Origin of the sequence: Brevibacillus sp. NPDC003359 (assembly GCF_042878995.1) — a bacterium.
Lineage (GTDB): Bacteria > Bacillota > Bacilli > Brevibacillales > Brevibacillaceae > Brevibacillus.
Window position 1 is genome coordinate 1,684,617 of the sequence record NZ_JBIAOR010000001.1, and the last position, 23,141, is coordinate 1,707,757.

Annotated in this window: 25 protein-coding genes and 1 other annotated feature; of the genes, 3 read left to right on the forward strand and 22 right to left on the reverse strand. The window is 48.1% G+C overall.

Going from position 1 to position 23,141, the window contains the following annotated elements:
* Positions 1–216, forward strand: a complete 216-nt coding sequence (locus ACFYU8_RS07820; RefSeq protein WP_390294255.1) for a spore germination protein — start codon at positions 1–3, stop codon at positions 214–216.
* Between the two features lie 87 nt (positions 217–303).
* On the opposite strand, the gene ACFYU8_RS07825 is transcribed toward ACFYU8_RS07820, so the two are convergent.
* The gene (locus ACFYU8_RS07825; RefSeq protein ID WP_390294253.1) at positions 304–900 is read right to left on the reverse strand and encodes an Hsp20/alpha crystallin family protein; all 597 of its coding nucleotides are present in this window, start codon (positions 898–900) and stop codon (positions 304–306) included.
* 84 nt (positions 901–984) lie between these two features.
* Positions 985–2,331, reverse strand: coding sequence for an LCP family protein (locus ACFYU8_RS07830; RefSeq protein ID WP_390294251.1), 1,347 nt, complete (start codon positions 2,329–2,331; stop codon positions 985–987).
* Between the two features lie 236 nt (positions 2,332–2,567).
* Between ACFYU8_RS07830 and ACFYU8_RS07835 the strand changes: the two genes are divergently transcribed.
* Positions 2,568–3,497, forward strand: a complete 930-nt coding sequence (locus tag ACFYU8_RS07835; protein ID WP_390294249.1) for an NAD(P)/FAD-dependent oxidoreductase — start codon at positions 2,568–2,570, stop codon at positions 3,495–3,497.
* An 18-nt stretch (positions 3,498–3,515) separates the two neighbouring features.
* Positions 3,516–3,989 (forward strand): NUDIX domain-containing protein, encoded by a 474-nt coding sequence (locus ACFYU8_RS07840; protein WP_390294247.1) that lies wholly within the window; start codon positions 3,516–3,518, stop codon positions 3,987–3,989.
* A 74-nt stretch (positions 3,990–4,063) separates the two neighbouring features.
* Here the strand turns inward: ACFYU8_RS07840 and ACFYU8_RS07845 are convergent, their stop codons facing one another.
* From ACFYU8_RS07845 to ACFYU8_RS07940, 20 genes are all read right to left on the reverse strand, one after another.
* Positions 4,064–5,437: an MFS transporter gene (locus ACFYU8_RS07845; protein WP_390294245.1), complete on the reverse strand. Its 1,374-nt coding sequence runs from the start codon at positions 5,435–5,437 to the stop codon at positions 4,064–4,066.
* A 15-nt stretch (positions 5,438–5,452) separates the two neighbouring features.
* On the reverse strand, positions 5,453–6,604 hold the full coding sequence (locus tag ACFYU8_RS07850; RefSeq protein ID WP_390294243.1) for a mandelate racemase/muconate lactonizing enzyme family protein: 1,152 nt from the start codon (positions 6,602–6,604) through the stop codon (positions 5,453–5,455).
* On the reverse strand, positions 6,591–7,364 hold the full coding sequence (locus tag ACFYU8_RS07855) for a TraR/DksA C4-type zinc finger protein (RefSeq protein WP_390294241.1): 774 nt from the start codon (positions 7,362–7,364) through the stop codon (positions 6,591–6,593). Before ACFYU8_RS07855 ends, ACFYU8_RS07850 begins: the two co-directional genes overlap by 14 nt.
* A gap of 184 nt (positions 7,365–7,548) precedes the next feature.
* Complete coding sequence (gene ileS / locus ACFYU8_RS07860) at positions 7,549–10,326, reverse strand: isoleucine--tRNA ligase (protein WP_390294239.1); 2,778 nt, start codon at positions 10,324–10,326, stop codon at positions 7,549–7,551.
* Positions 10,327–10,372: 46 nt separating this feature from the next.
* Positions 10,373–10,624, reverse strand: a binding site (T-box leader).
* 70 nt (positions 10,625–10,694) lie between these two features.
* The gene (locus tag ACFYU8_RS07865; RefSeq protein ID WP_144614106.1) at positions 10,695–11,186 is read right to left on the reverse strand and encodes a DivIVA domain-containing protein; all 492 of its coding nucleotides are present in this window, start codon (positions 11,184–11,186) and stop codon (positions 10,695–10,697) included.
* Positions 11,187–11,286: 100 nt separating this feature from the next.
* Positions 11,287–12,060, reverse strand: a complete 774-nt coding sequence (locus tag ACFYU8_RS07870) for a YlmH family RNA-binding protein (RefSeq protein WP_390294237.1) — start codon at positions 12,058–12,060, stop codon at positions 11,287–11,289.
* A 12-nt stretch (positions 12,061–12,072) separates the two neighbouring features.
* On the reverse strand, positions 12,073–12,336 hold the full coding sequence (locus tag ACFYU8_RS07875; RefSeq protein ID WP_390294235.1) for a YggT family protein: 264 nt from the start codon (positions 12,334–12,336) through the stop codon (positions 12,073–12,075).
* A gap of 31 nt (positions 12,337–12,367) precedes the next feature.
* Entirely contained in the window at positions 12,368–12,793 is a 426-nt protein-coding gene (locus tag ACFYU8_RS07880; RefSeq protein WP_390294233.1) for a cell division protein SepF, read from the reverse strand.
* Positions 12,794–12,836: 43 nt separating this feature from the next.
* Entirely contained in the window at positions 12,837–13,535 is a 699-nt protein-coding gene (locus ACFYU8_RS07885; RefSeq protein ID WP_390294231.1) for a YggS family pyridoxal phosphate-dependent enzyme, read from the reverse strand.
* Between the two features lie 20 nt (positions 13,536–13,555).
* Positions 13,556–14,386, reverse strand: coding sequence for a peptidoglycan editing factor PgeF (gene pgeF / locus ACFYU8_RS07890; RefSeq protein WP_390294229.1), 831 nt, complete (start codon positions 14,384–14,386; stop codon positions 13,556–13,558).
* 81 nt (positions 14,387–14,467) lie between these two features.
* Positions 14,468–14,746 (reverse strand): YlmC/YmxH family sporulation protein, encoded by a 279-nt coding sequence (locus tag ACFYU8_RS07895; protein ID WP_017249551.1) that lies wholly within the window; start codon positions 14,744–14,746, stop codon positions 14,468–14,470.
* Between the two features lie 161 nt (positions 14,747–14,907).
* Complete coding sequence (gene sigG / locus ACFYU8_RS07900; RefSeq protein ID WP_007717728.1) at positions 14,908–15,687, reverse strand: RNA polymerase sporulation sigma factor SigG; 780 nt, start codon at positions 15,685–15,687, stop codon at positions 14,908–14,910.
* Between the two features lie 149 nt (positions 15,688–15,836).
* Positions 15,837–16,559: an RNA polymerase sporulation sigma factor SigE gene (gene sigE, locus ACFYU8_RS07905; protein ID WP_390294227.1), complete on the reverse strand. Its 723-nt coding sequence runs from the start codon at positions 16,557–16,559 to the stop codon at positions 15,837–15,839.
* Between the two features lie 2 nt (positions 16,560–16,561).
* Positions 16,562–17,524 carry a sigma-E processing peptidase SpoIIGA gene (gene spoIIGA, locus ACFYU8_RS07910; protein WP_390294225.1) on the reverse strand — a complete coding sequence of 321 codons (963 nt, stop codon included), beginning with the start codon at positions 17,522–17,524 and terminating at the stop codon, positions 16,562–16,564.
* 237 nt (positions 17,525–17,761) lie between these two features.
* Entirely contained in the window at positions 17,762–18,910 is a 1,149-nt protein-coding gene (ftsZ, locus tag ACFYU8_RS07915; protein ID WP_390294223.1) for a cell division protein FtsZ, read from the reverse strand.
* Between the two features lie 126 nt (positions 18,911–19,036).
* Positions 19,037–20,293 carry a cell division protein FtsA gene (gene ftsA / locus ACFYU8_RS07920; RefSeq protein ID WP_390294221.1) on the reverse strand — a complete coding sequence of 419 codons (1,257 nt, stop codon included), beginning with the start codon at positions 20,291–20,293 and terminating at the stop codon, positions 19,037–19,039.
* 142 nt (positions 20,294–20,435) lie between these two features.
* The gene (locus ACFYU8_RS07925; RefSeq protein WP_007717721.1) at positions 20,436–20,783 is read right to left on the reverse strand and encodes a small basic family protein; all 348 of its coding nucleotides are present in this window, start codon (positions 20,781–20,783) and stop codon (positions 20,436–20,438) included.
* Between the two features lie 2 nt (positions 20,784–20,785).
* Entirely contained in the window at positions 20,786–21,532 is a 747-nt protein-coding gene (locus ACFYU8_RS07930) for a DUF881 domain-containing protein (RefSeq protein WP_390294219.1), read from the reverse strand.
* A gap of 20 nt (positions 21,533–21,552) precedes the next feature.
* On the reverse strand, positions 21,553–22,263 hold the full coding sequence (locus ACFYU8_RS07935) for a DUF881 domain-containing protein (RefSeq protein ID WP_390294217.1): 711 nt from the start codon (positions 22,261–22,263) through the stop codon (positions 21,553–21,555).
* Positions 22,264–22,285: 22 nt separating this feature from the next.
* Positions 22,286–23,071: a cell division protein FtsQ/DivIB gene (locus ACFYU8_RS07940; RefSeq protein WP_390294215.1), complete on the reverse strand. Its 786-nt coding sequence runs from the start codon at positions 23,069–23,071 to the stop codon at positions 22,286–22,288.
* Positions 23,072–23,141 lie beyond the last annotated feature (70 nt).

Here is a 23,141-nt window from a genome sequence, read left to right on the forward strand (position 1 = left end):
GTGCCTTCTGTCATTGGAGCTGTCAATATCAATAGTAATTCGGGTACAGTAAACTTCGGTGACACGCTTAACATATCTCCCAAAACTGCTGCCAAGACATTCTCCGGTTCAGGAGGCGGCAACACAGGTAACATCGTTAATACGCTCAACGGTGTCAACGCTACCAATACATTGGACCCCAATGTCGTCGATCAACCGATGTTTGGGAACATCTAATTCCTGCAGTGTTAATGTCTTATCATTGACACTGTTTTTATTTGGTCTAAAAAAGATTCAAAAAAGGAGGCACAGGGCCCCCTCCTTTTACAAACTCGCTTTAAACGTTGTTTTTCGTTCGTTCGCAGCTCCGTCACGCAACAAATAGATTTCTAACAAACCATCCTGATACTGGGCCTTCATCCCTTTTGAACTGACGGGAACCGGTAGAGCCAGCTTGCGAGAAAAGGGGCCGTAGCTTCTCTCCCCTTGTGAACGAAGCCCCCGGTGCTCACTTTCTTTGATGCTCCCTTTGACCTCCAACCAACGTTGGTCGGAGAGGGTAATCTCCAAGCTATCACGCTCGAAGCCCGGCAGTTCACAGGAGACAATGACCATCTGCTCTGATTGGAAGATATCCGTGGCCGGAGAAAAATGCGGATCGTCTACCTGCTCGAAACGCATCGGTCTTTCCTTCGGCTTTTTTTTCCCTTTTTTCACGGGTGGTACATTTGGCGCCGCTGTTGCGGCCGTCTTTTGGGCTGTTTGTTTATTGAGCGTCGCGATATTCTCCCAAAAGCTTGTATCCAGCACCTGCCCCATCTGGCTCAATGCTTTCCACGGATGATCTGGGTCAAAGCCCAGCTTGGACAAACTTTCGGATGCTTTTTGCAATTGCTTCATGGTCTCTTGCAAGTTTTTCATAATCTCCGCACTCCCTTCCCTGCACAGGCAAGACTGTCTTTGTACGATAGAATATGTACGTTTGCCTGGGGGGTGTGCTCAAGATCATCCAGTTTGCCCGATGTCAGCGCTATCTGTCACCGGTGCAGGCGGGGCCAAAATATCTGGTGGTGGCATGTTACTATCGGTCGGTTCAGAATTGGGTTCGCTATTGCCATCTGACGTTACAGGCTCCTGTGTTGGTTCTGTAGCAGGATTGGGTGGTGGTGTTGCTGGTTTTTGTGTTTTTGGCTGCTCTTTTGGTCCTGTCGTGGGCTTCGGGTTCGGAGCTGGCGACCTCTTCTCCGTTCTCATTTCGACCTTGGCTACTTCCGCTACAGCGGCATCGCTGAGCTGATCACTCGATTCTGTTACGCCCACTTCTTTTAGCAAGGCAGTTCGTACGGCTTGCATGTTCTCCCTCGGCCACAAGGAATACGGAGAGCTCCAGATCGCCCCATTATCCAAAGTAATCATGTTGCTTGACGAAAAGCTGGCGAAATCGAGTGCCAATCCTTTGATTTGGTCTTTCGAGAGATCGGTTTTGATATGCTGACCAACGGTATCCAGCACAGCTGTCAAACTCGATAATCCATCCATGGACATGCTCTTTTCTGCTACGGCACGAATCACCTGCTGCTGTCTGCGATTGCGATCGAAGTCGCTCGAGTTGTAAGCGTCTCCGCGTCTGTCGATGCGATGACGAACGAAGCCAAGAGCCTGCTCTCCGTTCAATACTTGTTTCCCTTTTTTCAAATTGCGGTAGACACCCTGCTTCGGCAATTCGTATACGAGATCGCGATCTACGTCAACCGTAATGCCACCCAGCTTGTCAATGACCGCTGTGAAGCCTTCAAAATCAAGCTGCACGTAATGCTCGACAGAGATCCCCAGCATGTGATTCAATGTTTTTTTGAGCATCGTCATGCCATTCTCTGTAACAGGCTTCCCTTTCATTTCTGCATCTTTCCTGTTATTTTCCCCTAATGCAAATACTTCATTGACCTTGTGATAGCCTGGATATCCTGGGATTTGCACGCGTGTATCACGGGGCAAGGATACCATGCTCAGCTTTTGCGTAACCGGATTGGCGACCGCTACGACCAAGACATCCGTGTTCAACATGCCGATGTTTTTGCGCGTATCCACCCCGACGATGACAAAGCCGATTGATTTCTTTTGTTCGTACGGCTTTTCTACAACAGGTTGATCCGGTAGTTTGTACGGGTCTACCGTAACTACGTCCAGTGTCTGGTTTAATTTGTTAAGGGCGAAGCCTGCTCCTATCGCTAACAAACAGAGGAATAAGCAACCCGCCAAGAGCAGATACATCCGCTTGCTTCTCTTACCACGCTTAATCCGTTTACGCGGCTGTTTTGCAGGAGCTTGAGGCTTGTCATTCTTGGCTTGCACGTTTGGTTCACTCCTTTTTAGAATCGCAGGGTCCACAGTGCTTAGGGTGATTGATTTTTCGATATATTCTGGAAAACCATGTCCCATTTTACCACAATATGTCGGAAAAATGTAGAATCCTGCCGATTCATCGCGATCTGTTTTCCATGAGAGTTCTTGCACTTGCGAATCGAAACAGGTAGTCTAAAACTGAGGAAAATCAGATAGATGAATGAGGGAATCGGAGGGACTTGAGAGTGGAACACATACAGGTGCTGATCGCAGGTGGCGGCATCGCAGGGTTGTCCGCCGCAATATGGTGCCAACGATTAGGTCTTTCTTATCTTCTTATCGAAAAAACGGATCGACTCGGCGGACAACTGCATCACATTTACAACGAGATTACCGACTTTCCGCCCCTTGTATATGACCAGGGAGCTGCCATTGTAAAGGAACTGCGCGCACATCCTTTCATCCAGCAGCAAAACATACGATTGAACGAAGCCATTCTTTCCATTGATCGGGTAACAAATCAGGTGATCACTTCGAAATCCGTCTATCGTGTCGACTATTTACTCATCGCCACAGGAGTTGGCTGGAATGAAATACCCGCCCTTTCTGATTGTCCGAACGTCCTGACGCCTTGGTTCTCTACAACCACCCAGGCACACACAATCGCAGGGCAAGATATTGCTGTTATTGGCGGAGGAGATCGTGCATTAGAGAGTGCAGCAAATTTGAGCTTCCATGCCCGACAAGTCTATCTGTTGGTTCGGAGCAGTGGGTGGCGTGCTCGTCCCGAATGGCAAAAGAAAATCACAGGCCTACCCAACATCCATGTCCTGTGGGAAACGCAAGTAAGTGATTATCAGGAGGAGGAGGCACGGACTATTCTGACACTCACCTCCACGCGCGCTGGCAATCCACAGACGATCGCAGTGGATTGGATCCTGCCACGAATTGGTGTTCATGGAAATACAGCTGGTCTCGAAGGCTTGGACACATTTGGCGATGACTATTTGCAAACGGATTCGAATCAACGAGTCCACTCTCCATGGATATACGCAGTCGGAGACGTGAGCAACGGAGCCGCTTATGCTAGTCTGTCTCTGGCAGTTGGTCAAGCGATGAAGGCGGTCAAGCATATTTCCTTGCAAATTCAAAACAACCGATCAATGAGCCTGTAGAGAGAAGGAGCGCTTTGCATGTACGCTTTTTTCGACGATTTCGGCTTACCTGTCAAGCTAACATTTTCCCCCGAAGAGTATCGGAACCATGAAGCAGGTCACGTGCTGATCTTCGCTTTTTATCAAGGGAAGCTGTTATTTACGCGCCATCGCACACGCGGTGTGGAGCTACCAGGGGGAAAAGTAGAAGCGGGTGAAAACAGTCTGGCAGCAGCAGTTCGTGAAGTCTATGAAGAAACCGGCGCCATACTGGAAGGAATTGAGCGCATCGGACAGTACACTATCGACGACTCGATGCGAAAAGACATCTATATCGCAAAGGTAGCACACTATACAAACCAGCCAAGCGGCTCTGACGTGCTTGCAACCATTGTGTTTGGGGATATCCCCCGAGATGTAAAAGGCAATCAAGAGTTTAGCCGCATTCTGCAAGATGATGTGTATCCGCTCACACTCGAACGAGCTTTACGTCATCCTTTCGCTGAGTTCTAACCATCATAAACAGGCTCGTCCCTGTCGCTCCCCGACATTGCCACCGGTGAGAATACCCGACAGAGACAGCCTGTTTATTGTTTTTCCTTTTCCTTTTTCCCCGACAACACACGCTTGACCAGCTCATTTGGATCAAAGCCATACTTTTCGATGGCTCTCTCACGTTGTACCTCATGTACCGTCTCTGGTTCAATTCCCAGTACCTCAGATATTTGCCGCCACGCTTGCGTCTCGTTGTCTTTTGCCCCCTGTCCTTGCTGCTCGACCTGCTTGGGCTTCAAGAAAAAGATCGCAACCACAGCGAAAACGAGTGATAAACCTGCGATGGACATAAACATGACCGTTCGCGAAATACCGAGCAACCAGGTAAAAATAGGCGGGCCGATCGCAACACCGATAAAACGGACACCGCTATACAAAGAAGTAATCATGCCCCGCTCTGTTTTTTGTACAGCCCCAACGATCATCGAGTTCAAGCAAGGTAAAATCATCCCCGTCCCCACGCTGCCGATGACCAAAATGCCAATCAGGACATAAGCCCCTTTGACAAAGCTGGCCAATATATAAGACGTAGCCAGCAAGAACATGCCAATAATCACAAACAGCCGCATCAGCTTCAGCTTCTTTTGGATGATGATTCCAGTCAAATATGCCGCAATACTCATTACGAGCAAGGGAATCGCCAAAAAAAAGCCTTTGATGACACCATCAATCTTGTATTTTTCTTCCAATAAATCAGACAGGTAAAAAAGTACGCCAAACAACGTGAATAGGCAGATGCTCCCAATAAAAAACGCGGGGACAAGCCATTTTCCATGCTGCTTAAACACTTGCGCGATCGAATGCATGTACTGCTTGACGGGGAGCGGCTTCCTATCCTGTTTCTTTTCTTTGGTCAGAAATAAAAACATCAGGAGGACGACTCCGCAAATAATCGGAAAAGCTAAAAAGACCATGTACCAAGATAGGAGAGCAAGTAAGGAGCCAATAATCGGACTTAATACTTTTCCCATTCCATTTGATGTCTCCAAGAGCCCCAATGCCCTACTCTCCGAAGCGCCATCGAACAGATCCCCTACCAATGCCATCGCGATGGGGGCTGTCCCGGCGGCCCCCATTCCCTGCAAGACACGCCCTCCCATTATGGCCATATAGGGTTGATCCAACCACAGCGCTGAAAGCCCTGCGACCAAACCACCCAGACCGTACACGGCAAGGGAAAAGATAATGACAATTTTTCTCCCAAATCGATCTGACAAATAACCGGCAAAAGGGATCACAATACCTGCTGCAATCGAAAAAGCGGTGATCAACAAGCTCGTCTGTAAGGCGGTGAGCTTCATTTCCGTTTTCATTGTAGGCAGTACAGGGATCAGCATCGAGTTGCCCAGTACCATAACTAATGGAACCCCGACAAGCCCAATCAGGTTTTTCGCATTTTGTGCCATACGAAACTCCTTGTCTTACGCATAAGCGCTACCGTCCCAGCGCATCGCGTTAATAATCTCCCAGTCAGGCTCGACGCCAATTCCGACACCAGCAGGAAGCGTCACTTCGCCATTTATGGGTCGCAGCGGAAACAATTGTGTAAAGGGATTCTCCATGACGTCCCATTCGACAGGCTCAATCGGATTGCTATCCATCTTGGTCCATGCTAGCAAGCAAGCTTGTGCAAAAAACGTATACAATCGTGCCAGCGAGCCATCAAAGGAATGCGGAGACACGCGATAACCAAACTGACGAGCCATTTGCAGATGTGTTCGATAATCATCAATACCTCCCGTATGCATCAGGTCCGGCTGTGCAATATCGATGGCGCCTCCCTCATACAAGGGCAAAAACTGTGCGCAGCGGATCAGGTTTTCTCCGCCAGCAAGCGGGATGGATAATGACGAACGAAGCTTGACATACTCGTTTGTACGATCCATGGGCATCGGCTCCTCCAACCAAAGCCAATTGCCATAACGGGAAAAAAGCGCCTCCCACTTCCGTGCAGTCGCACAGTCGTAGCTCTGATTGGCATCTACCGCTACTTGAACTTCTTCGGGGAGCATATTCATCAGTTTTTCGATGTGCTTCTGATCCTCTTGGACAGACCGACCGCCAATCTTCACTTTAACCATCTTGAATCCGTCGTCGACTTGCTGGCTGACTTGCTTCCATGACTGTTGCATCCAGTCTTCTGTTTCACGGTAGGATTGGAGGGAGGCATATACCGGGATGCCAGCATGAATCTGACCTCCCCATAGTTGACACACAGATAGCCCCGCCGCTTTCGCCAAAATTTCCGTAAGTGCCATACTGACACCTGAAGCCAATCGCTGATGCCACTTTCCGATGACATCGACAATGGCAACTCTATTATCCACCTGCTTACCCAACAAGTATGGAATGATACGCTCACAAAATCCCTTATGGAGCGTCGGTAGCCAATCGATAATTTCTCCCCAGCCATCTATTCCAGACCGTGTGATAATCCGAATGAGATAGCTGGTTCGATAACGCTTATACCCATTCGCATCTCCGTAAGCTTGCGATAGACGGTGAAAAAGCGGATACGTTTCTACGCGCTCAATTTGCAGGTCAGAGTCGGCTACCTGATCATGAGTAGTCATCCATTCCCTCTCGTTCTGCCTGCTCTCCCTCATAATCGTCATAGGAGAGAAAATTTCCTTTCCCTTCTCCTTTTCTCATGTACTCCTCATACGTCCCGCTTCTCATAAAATGCACACTGTCCGGTCCATGATAGCCTTCAATATCGGTATAACCGATTTCCTCCACTGCTTCGACAAAGCCATCCGGCTCATTGCTCTCGATATACATTTCGTCGTAATCTGTTTTGTCGGGTTCCTGGTACGAGAAGGGAGTGCTCGATGTGCCCCATGACTCGACAATTTGCCAAGCATCCTCACCATCAAATCCGTTCTGTCCCTCTTTTTCATCCAAAGACGTACGTCCAAACGGTGGCTGTAAAAACTGTTCTTCAATCGGACGAGACTCATTGACTGACGGCGCTGGTGCATGCTCCTTGCACGTTTGTGCCTGAGGCAGTGCTTCCAGTCGCTCCACGGGTATTTGCTCTCCACAGACCGTACACAGGCCGTAGGTGCCTTCCTCCATGCGCATCAGAGCCTGATCAATCTCTTTTAATGACTCACGATCGAGACTGTCTAGGGCCAGATCTTTTTCCCGCTCAAACATCTCACTGCCGATATCTGCCGGATGATTATCGTACATGGCAAACTCTTGCAAAGAGGTTGTCATTGGTTCTCTCATGCCATAATGGTCCTGTACGCGGTCTTCCAGTTCTTTTTTCTGTTCCAGCAGCTTTTCCCGGAAGCTGGCCACCATCTTTTGGTCCACGCTGTACACCACCTTTGTTTGGTTTCCTCAACAGGTAGTATGTCTTCGTCCCGCAGGAAATATGACCAACAAAACGGTCATAACCGTTTTGTTGGCATACATGCGCGCATATCCACTTTTATGAAAAACGTCGAGATGTTTTTCACAGAAAAAACCTGCCATCCCCAATAGGAATGACAGGTTAATCGATTGTTTCTTATTCTGTTACATGTGCGTAGTGTTGTTCTACGATATCTGCGCAACGTACGCAGAGCGACGCATGAGACTCGCGAGTGCCAACATCAGGTTTCACTACACGGCAACGCTCGCATTTTCCACCGTCTGCGGCAGAGACCACAGCAGCAATTCCTTCGAGTTGTACTGCTTCTGCTGGAGCAGACCCGCTGTGTACATCCACATGAGCCACGATGAACAGGTCAGCCAGATCGTCCATTGCTGCCAATGTTTTCGCAACTTCTTCCGTTTGTGGGTACAGAGCCAGCTTCGCATCAACAGAGTTACCGAACACCTTGTTGCGGCGCGCTTCTTCCATAGCTTTGAGAACCTCGTCTCGGATCGCCAGGAACGCATCCCATTTGCTCTCTGCTTCTGCTGCAAAGCTGAGATGTTGCTCGTCGCCTTCTGGCATATCTGTGAGCTGCACACTCTTCTCTTCCACACCTAGAATGAACGCCCACACCTCATCTGCTGTATGCGGCAACAATGGAGCAACCAGCTTCACCAGACTGAGTAAGCAATCGTACATCACCGTTTGGGCAGCACGTCGTTTCAAACTATCTGGCGCTTCTACATACAGACGATCCTTGCAGATGTCCAGATAGAACGCGGACAAATCAATGACGCAGAAGTTGTGAACGGCATGGAAAACGGTATGGAACTGATATTCATCGTACGCTTTGTGTGTACGCTTCGCGACTTTTGCTGCTTTCGCCAGAACGTAACGGTCCAGCTCACCCAGCTCTTCATACGCTACGCGGTCTGTTGCTGGATTAAATCCATCCAGGTTACCCAACAGGAAGCGGAACGTATTGCGGATTTTGCGGTACACTTCAGCGATTTGGTTCAAAATCGCATCGGAAATGCGCACATCTGCCTGGTAATCAACAGAAGCTACCCACAGACGCAAGATATCTGCGCCCATCTTGTCAATCACTTGTTGAGGCACGATAACGTTACCGAGGGATTTGGACATTTTGCGTCCTTCTCCATCCAATGCAAAGCCGTGACTCAGGACGGATTTGTAAGGAGCTGTGCCATACACAGCCACACCCGTCGAGAGAGAAGAGTTGAACCAGCCACGATACTGGTCAGAGCCTTCCAGATACATATCAGCCGGCCAAGCAATTCCTCTTTCGCGCAAAACAGCCTGGTGGCTGGAACCGGAGTCGAACCAAACGTCCATAATGTCCGTTTCTTTGCGGAAATCCTTGCAATCGCATTTGGTGCAAGAAAGCCCTTCCGGAACCAGCTCATTCGCTTCACGGGAGAACCATACTTTCGATCCTTCTTTGCGGAACAGATCAGCGACATGGTTGATCGTCGTGTCGTTAATGATCGCTTCATTACACGATTTGCAAAAGAAGATTGGAATCGGTACACCCCATACACGCTGACGGGAAATGCACCAGTCGCCACGATCCGCAATCATGTTTGCCAGACGAGTTTCTCCCCAATGCGGAATCCATTTTACATTTTTAATCGCTTCGAGCATTTGCTCACGGAATCCGTCGATAGACGCGAACCATTGCTCTGTCGCGCGATAGATTACCGGTTTTTTCGTACGCCAGTCATGCGGGTAGGAGTGCGTGAAGAAATTGAGCTTCAGGAGTGCTCCGTTTTCTTTCAGCTTTTCCGTTATCACTTTGTTCGCATCTTCATAGAACAAACCTTCAAAGCCTGGTGCCTCGCTGGTCATTTTACCTTCGTGATCGACTGGGCAAAGTACACCCAAATTGTATTTTTGACCCACGCTGAAGTCGTCTTCCCCGTGTCCAGGAGCAGTATGAACGCAACCAGTACCTGCATCCAGGGTTACATGCTCACCCAGAATGAGTGGAGACTTGCGATCGTAGAACGGATGCTGCGTCTCTACGCCTTCCAGATCTTGACCTTTAAAGGTCGCGAGAATCTCTACGCCTTCCCAGCCAATTTCTTTGCTCGCGGCTTCAATCAGACCGTTTGCGACCAGGAATTTGCGGCCATCTACCTTCACTACGTTGTACTCGAGTTCAGGGTTCAAGCTGATTGCGAGGTTTGCTGGCAATGTCCACGGAGTCGTTGTCCAGATGACTACGCCTGTTTCTGTGTCCAGCTTGCCTTTTCCATCTGCTACCTGGAAGCTGACGTAAATAGAAGGAGAGCGCTTGTCTTTGTATTCGATTTCTGCGTCAGCCAGAGCCGTCTCAGAAGACGGAGACCAGTACACGCAGCGCAGACCTTTATAAATATAGCCCTTCTTCGCCATTTCGCCGAATACGCGAATTTGGTTGGCTTCATACTCAGGCAGGAGTGTCACATAAGGATTTTCCCAATCGCCGCGAACACCCAGACGCTTGAATTGATCGCGTTGCTTGTCGATATAGGACCAAGCATACTCTTCACAGCGCTGGCGGAAATCGTTCACTTCGATACTGCGACGATCCAGCCCTTGTGCATTGATAATCGCTTGCTCAATCGGCAAACCATGTGTATCCCAACCTGGGATGTACGGCGCATAAAAGCCTGCCATGGATTTGTAGCGAACGATAAAGTCCTTGAGGATTTTGTTCAGTGCGTGACCGATATGGATGTCTCCATTCGCATACGGAGGGCCATCATGCAAGACAAAAGACGGGCGGTCTTTCGTACGATCTAACACTTGTTGATAAATATTTTGCTCTTCCCATACCGCTTGCATCTGTGGCTCGCGGCTTGGCAAATTTCCGCGCATGGGGAAATCTGTTTTTGGTAGCGCTAAGGTTTTGCTGTAATCCATGGCCTGATTCACTCCTTAAATAAATAAAAGCCTTCACTCATCCCATAAAAGGGACGAGAGAAAGCTCCCGTGGTACCACCCTGATTGAACAAACCCGTACGGCAAAAATCTGCAATCGGATTCGTTCCACTTCACTCATTCGTAACGGGAATGACGCGCTCACTTACTCACCTGTTTAAGGCTTTCGGATTTTGAACTCCCGGGTGATTTTCTGCGAAAGCAACTGGCCGGGTTTTCACCATTTCCCGACTCTCTAAGCAGTGCTGACTCACATACTCTTCCCGTTCATCGTCTATGATTTGTATAAGTGCCTATTTCGAAAAAGTTGTTTTTCATTATAGTACCATCATTGGTCGAACGTCAATGATTTATTCAACGGTGACAGCCGAATCTGCCTGTGGCTGTTCAATATTATCCCAATCGCCATTCTCCAACATTTCCAGCTGTGCCTCCAAAAGCGTACGGAAGCGCATGCGGTAAACAGAAGCGCGTTTCTTTAGTTCTTCGATTTCGATTGCAATTTTGCGGGACTTCGCCAGCGCTTCATTGACGATTCGGTCTGCATTTTTCTCGGCTTCTTTTAAGATGAGCTGCGCTTCCTTGCGTGCATTCGACTTTACGTCCTCTGCTGTCTCCTGCGCCACCAGAATCGACTTGCTCAAATTTTCTTCCAAGCTCTTATAGTAATCTACGCGCTCATTCAAAATGGCTACGCGCTCTTCCTGTTCTTTTTTCTCTTTTATCAAGAGCTCAAAATCTTTGATCACCTGATCGAGAAATTCGTTCACTTCGTCAATGTTATACCCACGAAAGCCTGTGCTGAATTCCTTATTATGTATATCCAACGGCGTTAATGGCACATGAACCCCCCACTTCTCCCGATAATTCGTTTACAATCATTTCGACAGGATTAGCAGTGTTTCCTGCCGTATTTTACAATTTTTTGCGCCTTCGTCCATCTTATGTAACCAGTCCGACAATCATGCGAAGTCTTCCGCTGCGTGTTGGACCTGCTACCTCAAGAATCTTGAACCGCCCGTAGCCAGCAAGTGAAACCATGTCCCCCATCTGGAGTTGATAAGATGGGTCTTCGATTACTTTCCAGTTGATTTTTACTTTTCCCGCTCGGATTGGCACCAGCGCTTTTGCGCGGGACATATTATGTACTTCTCCAATGATCGCGTCAATTCGCGGTGATGGCACAGTGATCGTTTTCTCTACAAAATTGGGTGCAGGCGGTGTAAACGCCTCCCATTTTATCCGCTCGAACTGGACAGATGTCCGATGAATTTGCGTCACCTGCGCACAAACAAAATCAGCAACTTCCTCTGCTACAATCGCGTAGCTGCCAGCTGAATCTGTCAGCATATCCCCGAATTTCTCCCGCTTCATTCCAGCACCTAGCATCGCCCCCATTACATCTCGATGCTCCAGCACATGAAAGCGCTGATCAGCCTTGATTGCCAATAAGGTAAGGCAATAATCCTCAGGCTCGGCAGGAAGGTATTCCGGATGAATGATGATACGAACACGCTCGGCACCCTCGTAGCCTCCATAAGGAGAAATCTTCACATCTCTTACCTGTGAAGATAGGCTCTGAAACATCATTAATTGCCTAGGGTCTACAAAATCAGTAAGGCGCATGGCCTGCTTCCGCTCTACTTGCGTCAGCATTTCCAGCGCCCGTTCAACAAAGGGACGTTCTTCTTTTGAAAAATGGTCAAATATGCTCATCGTCTCACTCGCCTACAGGATTTGCCTCAGGATGGCATCCAGTCCAGCATAGGCAAAACGCAATGCAATCAATGCGACAATAGGGGAGATATCGATAAAGCCGAGCGGTGGGATAAACCGGCGAAACGGTGCCAAGTAAGGCTCAACCAGTCTTTCCAGTAACTGTCCGATGCCCGTATCCCTCATTTGAGGAACCCATGACATCAAGATGTAAGCAATAATCATGAATTGATAAACCATAAAAGCAAAGTCTAAAATGTTAAAAACGACACTCATTGGCTCACCCTTCTACATTTGTCTTAGTTGGCTACTCTTCCAATACACTGGAGATCGTACCCTGAATATCTACATGGTCAGGCGTGCATACGAAGATTGTGTCCCCGACCTTTTGAATATCGCCGTTCAGCGCGTAGACCGTCCCACTCAAAAAATCAATAATTCTTTTCGCTTGGTCTTTTTCTACACGATGAAGGTTGACCACAACCGGTCTCCGATGACGCAGGTTATCAGCGATATCCTGTGCGTCGCTGTAATGACGGGGTTCACAGAGAATCAAACGGATTCCCTCCTTTTCCCGTGCTTGAAACGGTACCACGTTATTTGCTCGACTCATCGGCTGGCGCTTGTTCGTGGATTCTTGCCCTTCTCTTTCCTCTTCAACCGTTGTTGTCTCTTCGATGTATTCCTCGTTTTCTAACCCCAGAAACCCCATCAATTTATTCATAACACCCATACTCTTCCTCCTCTCTTACTCAGTGGTCTGGTTTGTTTTTTCATTACTCCGGCTTGACCAATACAGATCCCAGACGAATATATGTAGCTCCCTCTTCAATGGCCACTTCAAAATCACTAGACATGCCCATAGACAGCTCTTCCACCTGTGCGTGCGGGAATGCCATTTCGTTAATCCGTTGCTTCCACTCATAGAGGCCTCGGAACACCTGTCTGGCTTCCTCATGATTTTCGACAACAGGCGCCATCGTCATTAATCCGACGATACTTATATGTTTCATATTACTGGTTTCGCGCAAAAAAGCCAATACGTCATTGGGACTAAGCCCAAATTTTGTCTCTTCGCCTGATATATTGATCTGCAAAAAGCATTTTACGACATGATCCAACGCTTCACCGCGTCGATTCAGTTCCTCTGCCAAAGAAAGTCGGTCCAGCGAATGAATGTACGGGAATCGTCCTACGACTTCTTTTGCCTTGTTCGTCTGGAGGTGCCCGATAAAATGCCAGATCCCTTTATCACCGTGTAGCTGATGCTTGGGCAGGGCATCCTGCAAGCGATTTTCTCCGATATTCTCTACGCCTACAGCGAGCAAGTCCCCAATGGCATCTGCATCGACATACTTGGTTACTGCAATAATTTTTACTTCCTCACGTTTGCGGTTCGCCCGATCGCAAGCAGCCTGAATTCTTGCTTCGATGGATTGCAGTCGTTCTTTTAACAGTTCTTGTTCCTTGGTCATAACGAACCCTTCCCTTTCTTCTAGTCGTTTTCCTTCCAGCCCATATACGAAGCCATCCGTCCGGTAGTCCCTTGTATCCCTGCTTCCTTACGATGAGAGAAAAACAAGTCTGTTCTGCAGCTTGTACACCAATCCGTGGATAAAATATTCCCTGAAGAAATTCCTGCTTCGAGCAATACCTCTGTGTTTAGCTGACGAAGGTCCAGCATATACCGATCCCCTGTGGAGGAGATGACTGCTTTTTCCCAATGGGCTGCACAATCGCGTACCTGCGTCATGATTCGCTCGTCGACTTCATAGCAGCAGCCACCAATGGATGGCCCAATCGCGACGCGTATGTCCTCTGGATTTGTCTGATAGTGCTTCGTCATTGCCTTCACCATTTCCTCGGCAATACGCCCCACTGTCCCCTTCCAGCCTGCGTGCGCAAGTCCGATTGCTCCTGATTGGGGATCCAGAAAATAGAGTGGAACACAATCTGCATAAAACGAGGTCAGCAATACCCCTTTTTCAAGGGTAAACAAACCATCCGTTGCAGATATAACGTCCTCCAGACTTTCTTTTCCAGCACCACCAGCCGTGACCTGGCATACCCGATTACCGTGTACTTGATCGGCGCATGTCCACGCCGTAAAAGACATCCCGACTTGTTCTGCCAGCTTGCGTCTATTGGCTACTACGTTCGCAGATTCATCACCCACATGCAGCCCCATATTAAAAGACCCGTACGGTTGTTCACTTTCCCCGCCTGCGCGAATGGTAAACCCCGCCACTAATCCAGGAAATTGTTGCTCCCACTCTGTTAACGATAAGATTGACTTATCCTCTACCCTGACAAATGGTTCTCTCATGTTGTCACCTACCTCATATGGCTAATCATACCATAGCCGAAAAGAAAAGAAAGGCTATCCATGCCTTTCTCCCTTTACCCGTTAGTATTCTTCTCCACCGGAAGTTTTCACTTCAACTTTAAGTGCTTCTTCCATCCGAACAAGCACCACATCTTTCCCGATCTTCACAATATTGCGCCAAGGAATGACATAATCGTTCCCGGCAGAAAAGAAGCCGAGAAACTTGCCTGGTCCTGGTACGACAATGGCTTCCACTCGCCCATGACGCAGATCGATTTCCAAATCTGAAATTTGCCCAAGACGTTTCCCATCGAGAATATTTACCACTTCTTTGGTCTGGAAGTCAGAGATTTTTACCATTGTCCCTCACCTACTTTTCTCCGTTACTTTCAGTATATGAGTCCAAAGAGGAATATGTCCGCTTGTTTGCCAAAAAGTAAGGCGATTAGAAAACTTACTTTTTGATCGTACAAAAAACCCGAACGGTACAAGACCGCCGGGTTACCTTATGTGGTTTCTCATTACGATTGCACGTGCTTTTGCATATGGGCAATGGCCGCTTTTTCTAATCGAGAGACCTGCGCCTGTGAAATGCCGATTTCCTCTGCTACTTCCATCTGCGTTTTTCCTTCGTAAAAGCGCATGGATAATATCATTTTTTCTCGGTCACCTAGCCGCTGCATTCCCTCTCGGAGCGCAATTTCCTCTACCCATGTGACATCTTTGTTCTTCTCGTCACTAATCTGATCCATGACGTAAATCGGATCGCCGCCATCCTGATAAATCGGTTCAAACAATGAAACCGGATCCTGGATCGCATCGAGTGCAAACACGACATCTTCTTTGGCTACGTTCAATTCCTGAGAAATCTCGATAATGGTAGGCTCTCGCGAATGTTTGTTGGTCAGATTGTCACGCACCTGCAAGGCCTTGTACGCGATGTCTCGCAAAGAGCGGGAAACGCGTATCGGATTGTTGTCCCGTAAATAGCGTCGAATTTCTCCGATGATCATCGGTACAGCATACGTGGAAAACTTCACGTTTTGCCCGAGATCAAAGTTGTCGATCGCCTTCATCAACCCGATGCAGCCCACTTGAAACAAGTCATCCACGAACTCTCCGCGATTGTTGAACCGTTGAATTACGCTTAGCACCAGTCGCAAGTTGCCGTTGACCAGCTTCTCGCGGGCAGCCAGCTCCCCACTTTGCAGGCGCTCAAACAATTCCCGCATCTCTTTGTTTGTCAACACCGGAAGCTTGGAGGTATCTACCCCGCATATCTCTACCTTATTGCGCGTCACGTCTTTCCCTCCTCGAAGCAAGAAAAAAGTCCCTAACCCGGTTGTCTTGAAAGGCCGCGTAACTGACGCGTAGCCGACCAAGAAGGTGGCAAAAACCACCATCTGTTTCGGTTTAGGAACAGTATCCCCCCCAACTGGGAAAATATGCGTTAGACCATCTTGTTGAATTCTTTTCGCAACCGTTTTATAATTCGCTTTTCCAAACGCGAAATATACGACTGTGAGATTCCCAACAAATCTGCTACATCCTTTTGTGTCTTTTCCTCTTCTCCGGCTAAGCCGAAGCGCAGCTCCATGATAATTCGCTCGCGGTCAGACAGCTTATCCAGTGCCTTTTTCAGAAGCTTCCGATCCACTTGGTCCTCGATGTTTTTATAGATCGTGTCATTCTCCGTACCTAAAACATCTGACAGCAACAGCTCATTGCCATCCCAGTCAATATTGAGCGGCTCATCAAAAGATACCTCTGAACGAATTTTATTATTCCGTCGAAGATACATGAGGATTTCGTTTTCGATACAACGAGAAGCATACGTTGCCAGCTTGATGTTCTTGTCTGGATCAAATGTGTTCACTGCCTTGATCAAGCCAATGGTGCCAATGCTGACCAAGTCCTCAATGTTAATCCCCGTATTCTCAAACTTGCGGGCGATGTATACGACCAGACGAAGATTGCGTTCAATCAACATACCGCGGACAGCCGGATCACCAGACGGCAGTCGTCCGAGCAAGAGTTCCTCTTCGTCCCTGGTCAACGGTGGAGGCAATGCTTCACTCCCGCCAATATAATAGACTTCTTCGGCGCGTACACCAAGCCATAGCAAGATTCGGTACCAGGTCAATTGGAGTTGTAGGCGAAGTTTTACATACATGATTAGCCCTCCTGTTTGAGAATAAAGGTTGTTTCTTCTGTATAGATTTCCATCATGGCTGGATGCACGATGGCCTGATACTTGCCGTCAGCGGACAATGGGATCGGGTTAAGCCCGATTAGCACCCGTACTGTTTCAAAACGAACCCCGTCTTGTACGACCATGACATGGTCTGGTTTGATTGCGAGTAAAAAATCCATTCCCCTTGAAACGCTGCGATACGGAATCAAGCGTACCCGGGACTGCCATTCCAGCGGCAAATGGTCCCAAGATCCGTCCAGCTTCTCCCACACTCCACCGTTTTCATCGGCTTGTCGGAGAAGCGACGGCGGAAGCAAATGTGCGAACATGCGATTCTCGATAATCATGACGGGTATGCGTGTAATCGGCTCGTGAAGCTGGTTTCCTGTATCCACAAGTCCACGGCAAATGACTTTTTCCCCTGCCAACGTAACGACGACATCGACGAGAAAGGTTTCGATTCTTCGCGGTTCCTGGATCGCGCGGTAGCTCTTTTTCCCGAGGAAAAAGATCAGGATAAATCCGATCAGGACAATCCCCAAGGTTGGCTTGAAACCAACGCCAAACCCATCATTATGGGTGACAACCAGTCCATTCACAATTTCATTGCGCGGCGCCAAAAAATACTGTAGCCCAAGCACTCCCCCTCCAAATACGAATGCAACAAAGTAAAAAATGATCAAGTTTTGCGCAAAAGACAACAACCTCCTGTTCCCAAAAGCAATCCACAGCATGATAACGGAAAAGAGCAGTTTGACCCACCATTGATACATCGGAGAAAACACAGGAAAAAAGAAAAAGACCAGATACGCGGAGCCAAACAAGGAGGCAAGTATCATTCTCCACCACACCATGCGCTCTTTGCGAAAATAAGCAGTAAACCAGAGTAACAAGGTATCAATAGCCACATTCAGGAGTAGAATGATATCAAGATACACAACCACTTGCTCTCCCCCTCATCTTTTGACCGACTTGGCAGCAAGCATGTGTCCTAGCAAAAATGGTAAATAGTAGGACGACTTCTATCAGTAAAAGCAGTATATATCAATGTGTATGTAAAGTCTGTCAATTCTTGACGGTGTTTTTTTGGTTTTTTTGTCTAACATTTTTCATTTCAACCAACGAAAAAAAGCCTTGTCCCCACTGACGGGAACAAGGCTTTTTGACAGTCGTTTATCGCTTTAGTTTTTGTTGCGACGGCGATTGCGCAGGAATGCTGGAATATCCAGATTATCCAGATTGCCCATGGAGAAGAAGGACTTGTCTTCCTCTTCTTCCTTCGCACGGCTGTTATTCGTATTGGAAACTGGTGTCGGACGATTGCCAGGCGTGTTGATCGGCTGTTGCTGACGGCGAGGAGCTTCCGTCGCGCGTTGACTATGCTCGAAGCCTGTGGCAATCACGGTCACGACCAATTCATTTTTCAAATCCTCGTTAATAACCGCACCGAAAATCATGTTAACATCTGGGTCCGATGCAGAAGATACGATATCTGCTGCTTCGTTAACCTCGTACAAGCTCAGGTTGGTACCGCCTGTGATGTTCATGAGAACACCACGTGCACCATCAATTGCAGTCTCAAGCAGTGGGCTGGAAATAGCACGACGAGCTGCTTCAGCCGCACGATTTTCACCGCTGCTTACACCGATTCCCATGAGAGCAGAACCGCGCTCAGTCATAATCGTCTTCACGTCAGCGAAGTCCAAGTTGATCAGTCCAGGTACCGCAATCAGGTCGGAAATACCTTGAACCCCTTGTCGCAGTACATTGTCAACTTCGCGGAACGCTTCGAGCATTGGTGTATTCTTATCAACGATTTCCAAAAGGCGGTCGTTAGGAATCACGATCAGTGTGTCTACTTTTTCTTTCAGAGAAGCGATACCGATCTCACCGTGCTGGGAACGTCTGCGACCCTCAAAAGAGAACGGACGGGTTACTACACCAACTGTAAGAGCACCCATTTCTTTGGCGATCTCTGCAACAACTGGTGCTGCACCTGTACCCGTACCTCCACCCATACCGGCAGTTACGAATACCATGTCAGCTCCACGCAGGGCGTTTTCAATCAAATCACGGCTTTCTTCAGCCGCTTTTTTCCCGATCTCAGGATTCGCACCTGCTCCAAGTCCACGTGTGAGCTTTTCCCCAATTTGCAGCTTGATATCTGCACTAGAGAGCTGGAGTGCTTGCGCATCGGTGTTCAGGGTGATGAATTCCACACCCTTTACTCCACCTGCGATCATGCGGTTTACTGCGTTGCTACCTCCGCCCCCGCAACCAATGACTTTAATTCGTGCAAAGGATTCCAAGTCCATATCAAATTCCAGCATATTGCTAGTCCTCCCCAATTCAACATAAGAAAACTTCGTGGCTACAGAAGCCTGTCAACTAAACACAATGGAACGAATCGATCCCCAACTTCGTCATTGTAGTTAACCTCGGCAAAGCGAACTCCATTAAATAAATTCGCTAAACCAGTTTTTTACTTTTTCCATCAAACCGCCGCCTTCTTTTGGCTTGGAAGACGAGACGCTTTGCTTCTGAGTACCCTTGAATGAGGGGGTGACGCGAATGCTGCGGCGCTCCATCAACTGCAAGGCATATTGAATCAAACCTACCCCGGTGGTGTAGGCAGGATCTCGCACTCCGATGTAATCAGGAATCGCGATTCGAACAGGTGCGTCCAATTCTTCTTTTGCCAATTCCAACATGCCTGGCATAGCTACGGTACCACCCGTAAGAACATAGCCACCAGCAATTTCGTCGCGATAGCCCAATTTGTATACAGCATCCTCGACTAATTGGAATATTTCCGCAGCGCGCGGCTCGACAATATTGGCCAAATCCACTTGCGTAAATTGTTTTTCGACTTCGCTGCCAATTCGGTTCACCTTGAATTTCACATCTTCGGATGCTTCGTCAATTAGAGCACAGCCGTGTTTGGTTTTCACACGATCAGCAACATCTGTATGCGTACGCAGTCCCAGTGAAATATCGCTCGTAATGTGGTCGCCACCGATGCCGATCACGGTGGTCGCTGCCAGTTTACCCTGCTCGAATACACCGATCGTGGTAGAACCCGCACCGATGTCGACAAGAACGACACCCATGTTTTTGTCATCTTTGGATAGAGCAACAGTGCTAGCCGCAAGCGGTTGCAAGAATATTCCAGCTACACGCAGATTGGTTCGTTGAGCACAGCGAACGATGTTATGTACAACCGTTTTCAACCCGGTCACAATGGTCCCTTCCATTTCCAGTCGGACACCAATCATCCCACGCGGGTCCTTGATGCTCCCTTGTCCATCAACGATGTACTCCTTCGGGACTACCTCGATGATTTCACGGTCTGGAGGAATAGCCACGACCTTCGCTGCCTGAATTACGCGTTGAATATCTTCTTCTCGTATCTCACGGTCTTCGCTGGATACAGCGACAACCCCTTGGGTTTCATGCAGATCGATATGGTTTCCAGTGATCCCCACATACACTTCTTCGATTGAAACGCCAACCATGCGCTCTGCATGATCAACTGCTTCTCGGATGGCATGCACGGTTTGGTCGATGTCTACAATCACACCCTTCTTGATGCCTTCTGAATGTGATTGTCCGACGCCGATGATGTTGATGGAACCGTTGTTGATCTCGCCGATCATGACGCGTACTTTGGATGTTCCAATGTCTAGGCTGACGATGAATTCATTGCTTACCAAACCTGTGACACCTCCCCTGCTACGTCTTTTTTCTTGCTAAGATGAGAACACCTGCATAAATTATTCCACACAGGACAACCATTCCCTTTTTTTCTTATTGATTTTTTGTAAAAAAATGACCTTCTTCCCATTTTGCTTCGCGTTATTCTTGCTGATTGATCCATTTGGATAGAACAATTCTCCTAATGACAGCGAGATTGTTAAACAAGCGGACCCCGAAAGCCACGATCGCAGCCAAATACAGATCGATCCCCAAGAACCCCCCGATGAAGGCCAAGCCTGCTGCAAAAAGTGTGTTGAAAAAGAATCCAGACATGAAAATACGAACGTTAAAAGTACGTTCTAAAAACGAACGAATCCCCCCAAAGATCGTATCCAATCCAGCCAAGAGGGCTATTGATAGATAGCTGCTATACTCCTGGGGCACACGCCAATCCAGCAGGAAGCCGACGACAAGACCGACAATCAGTCCGATAAGCGGGAGCCACATGGTTACGAATCTCCTTTTTCTTTCACAGGTTTCATAAATTGAATGACACGTGTTTCGTTATTCGCTGAAATCATCAGCTTGTCCCGTTTTTCGGCCAGCACCTTCTTATTCGCCAGCTGAAAGTTCTCCTCTACACCCTCCAGCTTCAATGCGGACAACAATACTTCAGGTTCCCCCAATGCTTTTATCTCATACGGAGCCCTGATCGTCCTGGTATCGATTTGGATGACGTCTCCCACATTGCGGATCGCCGTGGTAGAAATCAGTCGATGTCCATTAATAGAAACAGCTTGTGCTCCGTTTGCAAACAGGATATTTACCAACCAGCGCAAATCTTCATCGTCAATCGTATAGTCGCCTACAACAGGCACAGGCATATGTTCATCGATAACTGGTTCTTCGGGCGTATGGGCGTCGACAACATCAATGACGATGCCTTCTCCCTCCATCCCTACCATACCAGCCATTCGGCGAGTCCGTGCCAACTCCTCTTTCATAACGGAGATGCTTTCATCTTCACTGAGTGAGGTTTCGTATTGGTAGTACAGCTGATTGTACTTTGAAATGTCTGCAAGCAGGTTTTTGTGTTTCTCCAGTTCTTTTTGCAACGTGGTCCGAAGTTCCGCGATGCTGCGAGACTCTTTATGAACAGGATGAAGACTGCTTCGTAATTGCACAGTCAACATCACACCTATGATAGCACTAATAATGGCAAGAATAAATGTGATTTTACGGCTTTTTTGTAACATAGGTAAACGCATCCTTTTATTTAGGAGTGTTTCGTTTTTGCGTCACCAACAAAGGCTGGAAGCTCTACCCGCTCTTTTTTGGCTACGCTTATCTGAACAAAATCTTGCAAGGAGTGCAAAACACCTCCTGGCAAATTCAAAGCACTATCTAGTGTGTCGGGATTTCCGATCGCTGTTACTACGAACGGCGCTGCTGATTTGATGCCGTTTACGATGATCGTGGGTCCAATGCAACGGATCTCGGAATTGCTCACCACCCGCTGTCCGTTAATGCTGATCGCCTCTGCACCTGCTGCACGCAGTTCATTGACGATCAGACGTACATCCTGCTCATGCACGATGTAGTTCGCGATGTCAGCGCTGTTCGCTGCATTCTGGCTATCCTGCATCGTTATGACGATACCCGGCCCTTGTACAGCGACTACCCCAGCCAGCATCCGCGCTGCACCCAGTTGACTGAGTGTTTCAGCAGCCTCCGACTTGCGCTCCGCCATCGCCTCTTCCACTTTTCCCACCTGACGCTGCAAATCGAGCAGTTGATTTTCCAGATGCCGATTTTGCTCCTTCTCCGCCAGAATTCGGTCATTCAGTTGCGTTTCCTGCTGGAACAGCTGATCATGCATTCGTTCTTTGCGCGTAAGCTTGTTCGTTTCGAAGGAAGTGGCCACTAGAAAGCCGGTAGAAAACGTCACGATGGTTAAATACAAATGAAATTTGCGACGACGACTCATTGTCTGCTTTCCCCTTTTTCATTTACTGCTGTGGTTGCTCTTGCCCTTCCTGTATAGGAATAGCCCCTTGAGCCCCGTACGGAATAAACCACGGCTGCTCAAACAATGAGAGCACCCCTTTTGTATCTGGCGGCAATTCTTTCACGATCGTCGGGTACCAGTTCATCATCTTGTCCAGCTTGTAGATGACGCTTCTTACTTCATTTCCGTCTCGCATGTACAGTGTTACGCGTTGCTTGTCGTAAACCGTTGGCGTCAGTGTAATATCCGAAATTTCCGCGAGTACATCTGGTGATAATTTCGATAGCGACTTGGCGAGGTGGGGAAGGAGCTCAGGTGAGGCCCAAGAGCTTATCAATGGCCTGTCCACTACGCGCTTTGCGAAATTAACCTGTTTGAGCACATAGCCATTGTCTAGCAAGGCATAGCGGCTTCCATCCTGCCCACTCCAAAATGCGACGCGTTTTTCTTCGGTTATATGTAGCGTGATCAATCCGGGGAAAGAGCGGCTCACCGTCACATCTTTTATGGCCTCTAATGGTTCTAAGTTATTTCGTACACTGTTCTCCCATACGTTTAAAAACTGCATGTCCTTTTTCAAGCCAGATTGAGCAATGATTTGCTCCGTCGTATAAATATCATTACCAATCACTCGAATCTCTTGCACCTTACTGTAAGGAGAACGGATAAAAACGATGATGAGAATGGTAAGAAAAAACAACACCAGTAGAAAGACCAGCTTGCGGTTGCCCCTTCTTCTGGGGCGTTGTTGCTTGACTTGCGGAATGCGTTCCTCAAATACCGCCATGGCCGTACCCTTCCTCATGTTTTTTAGGCTCATTGCCTAGGGAAAAGTTAATTCCTGGATGTCTTCCGAA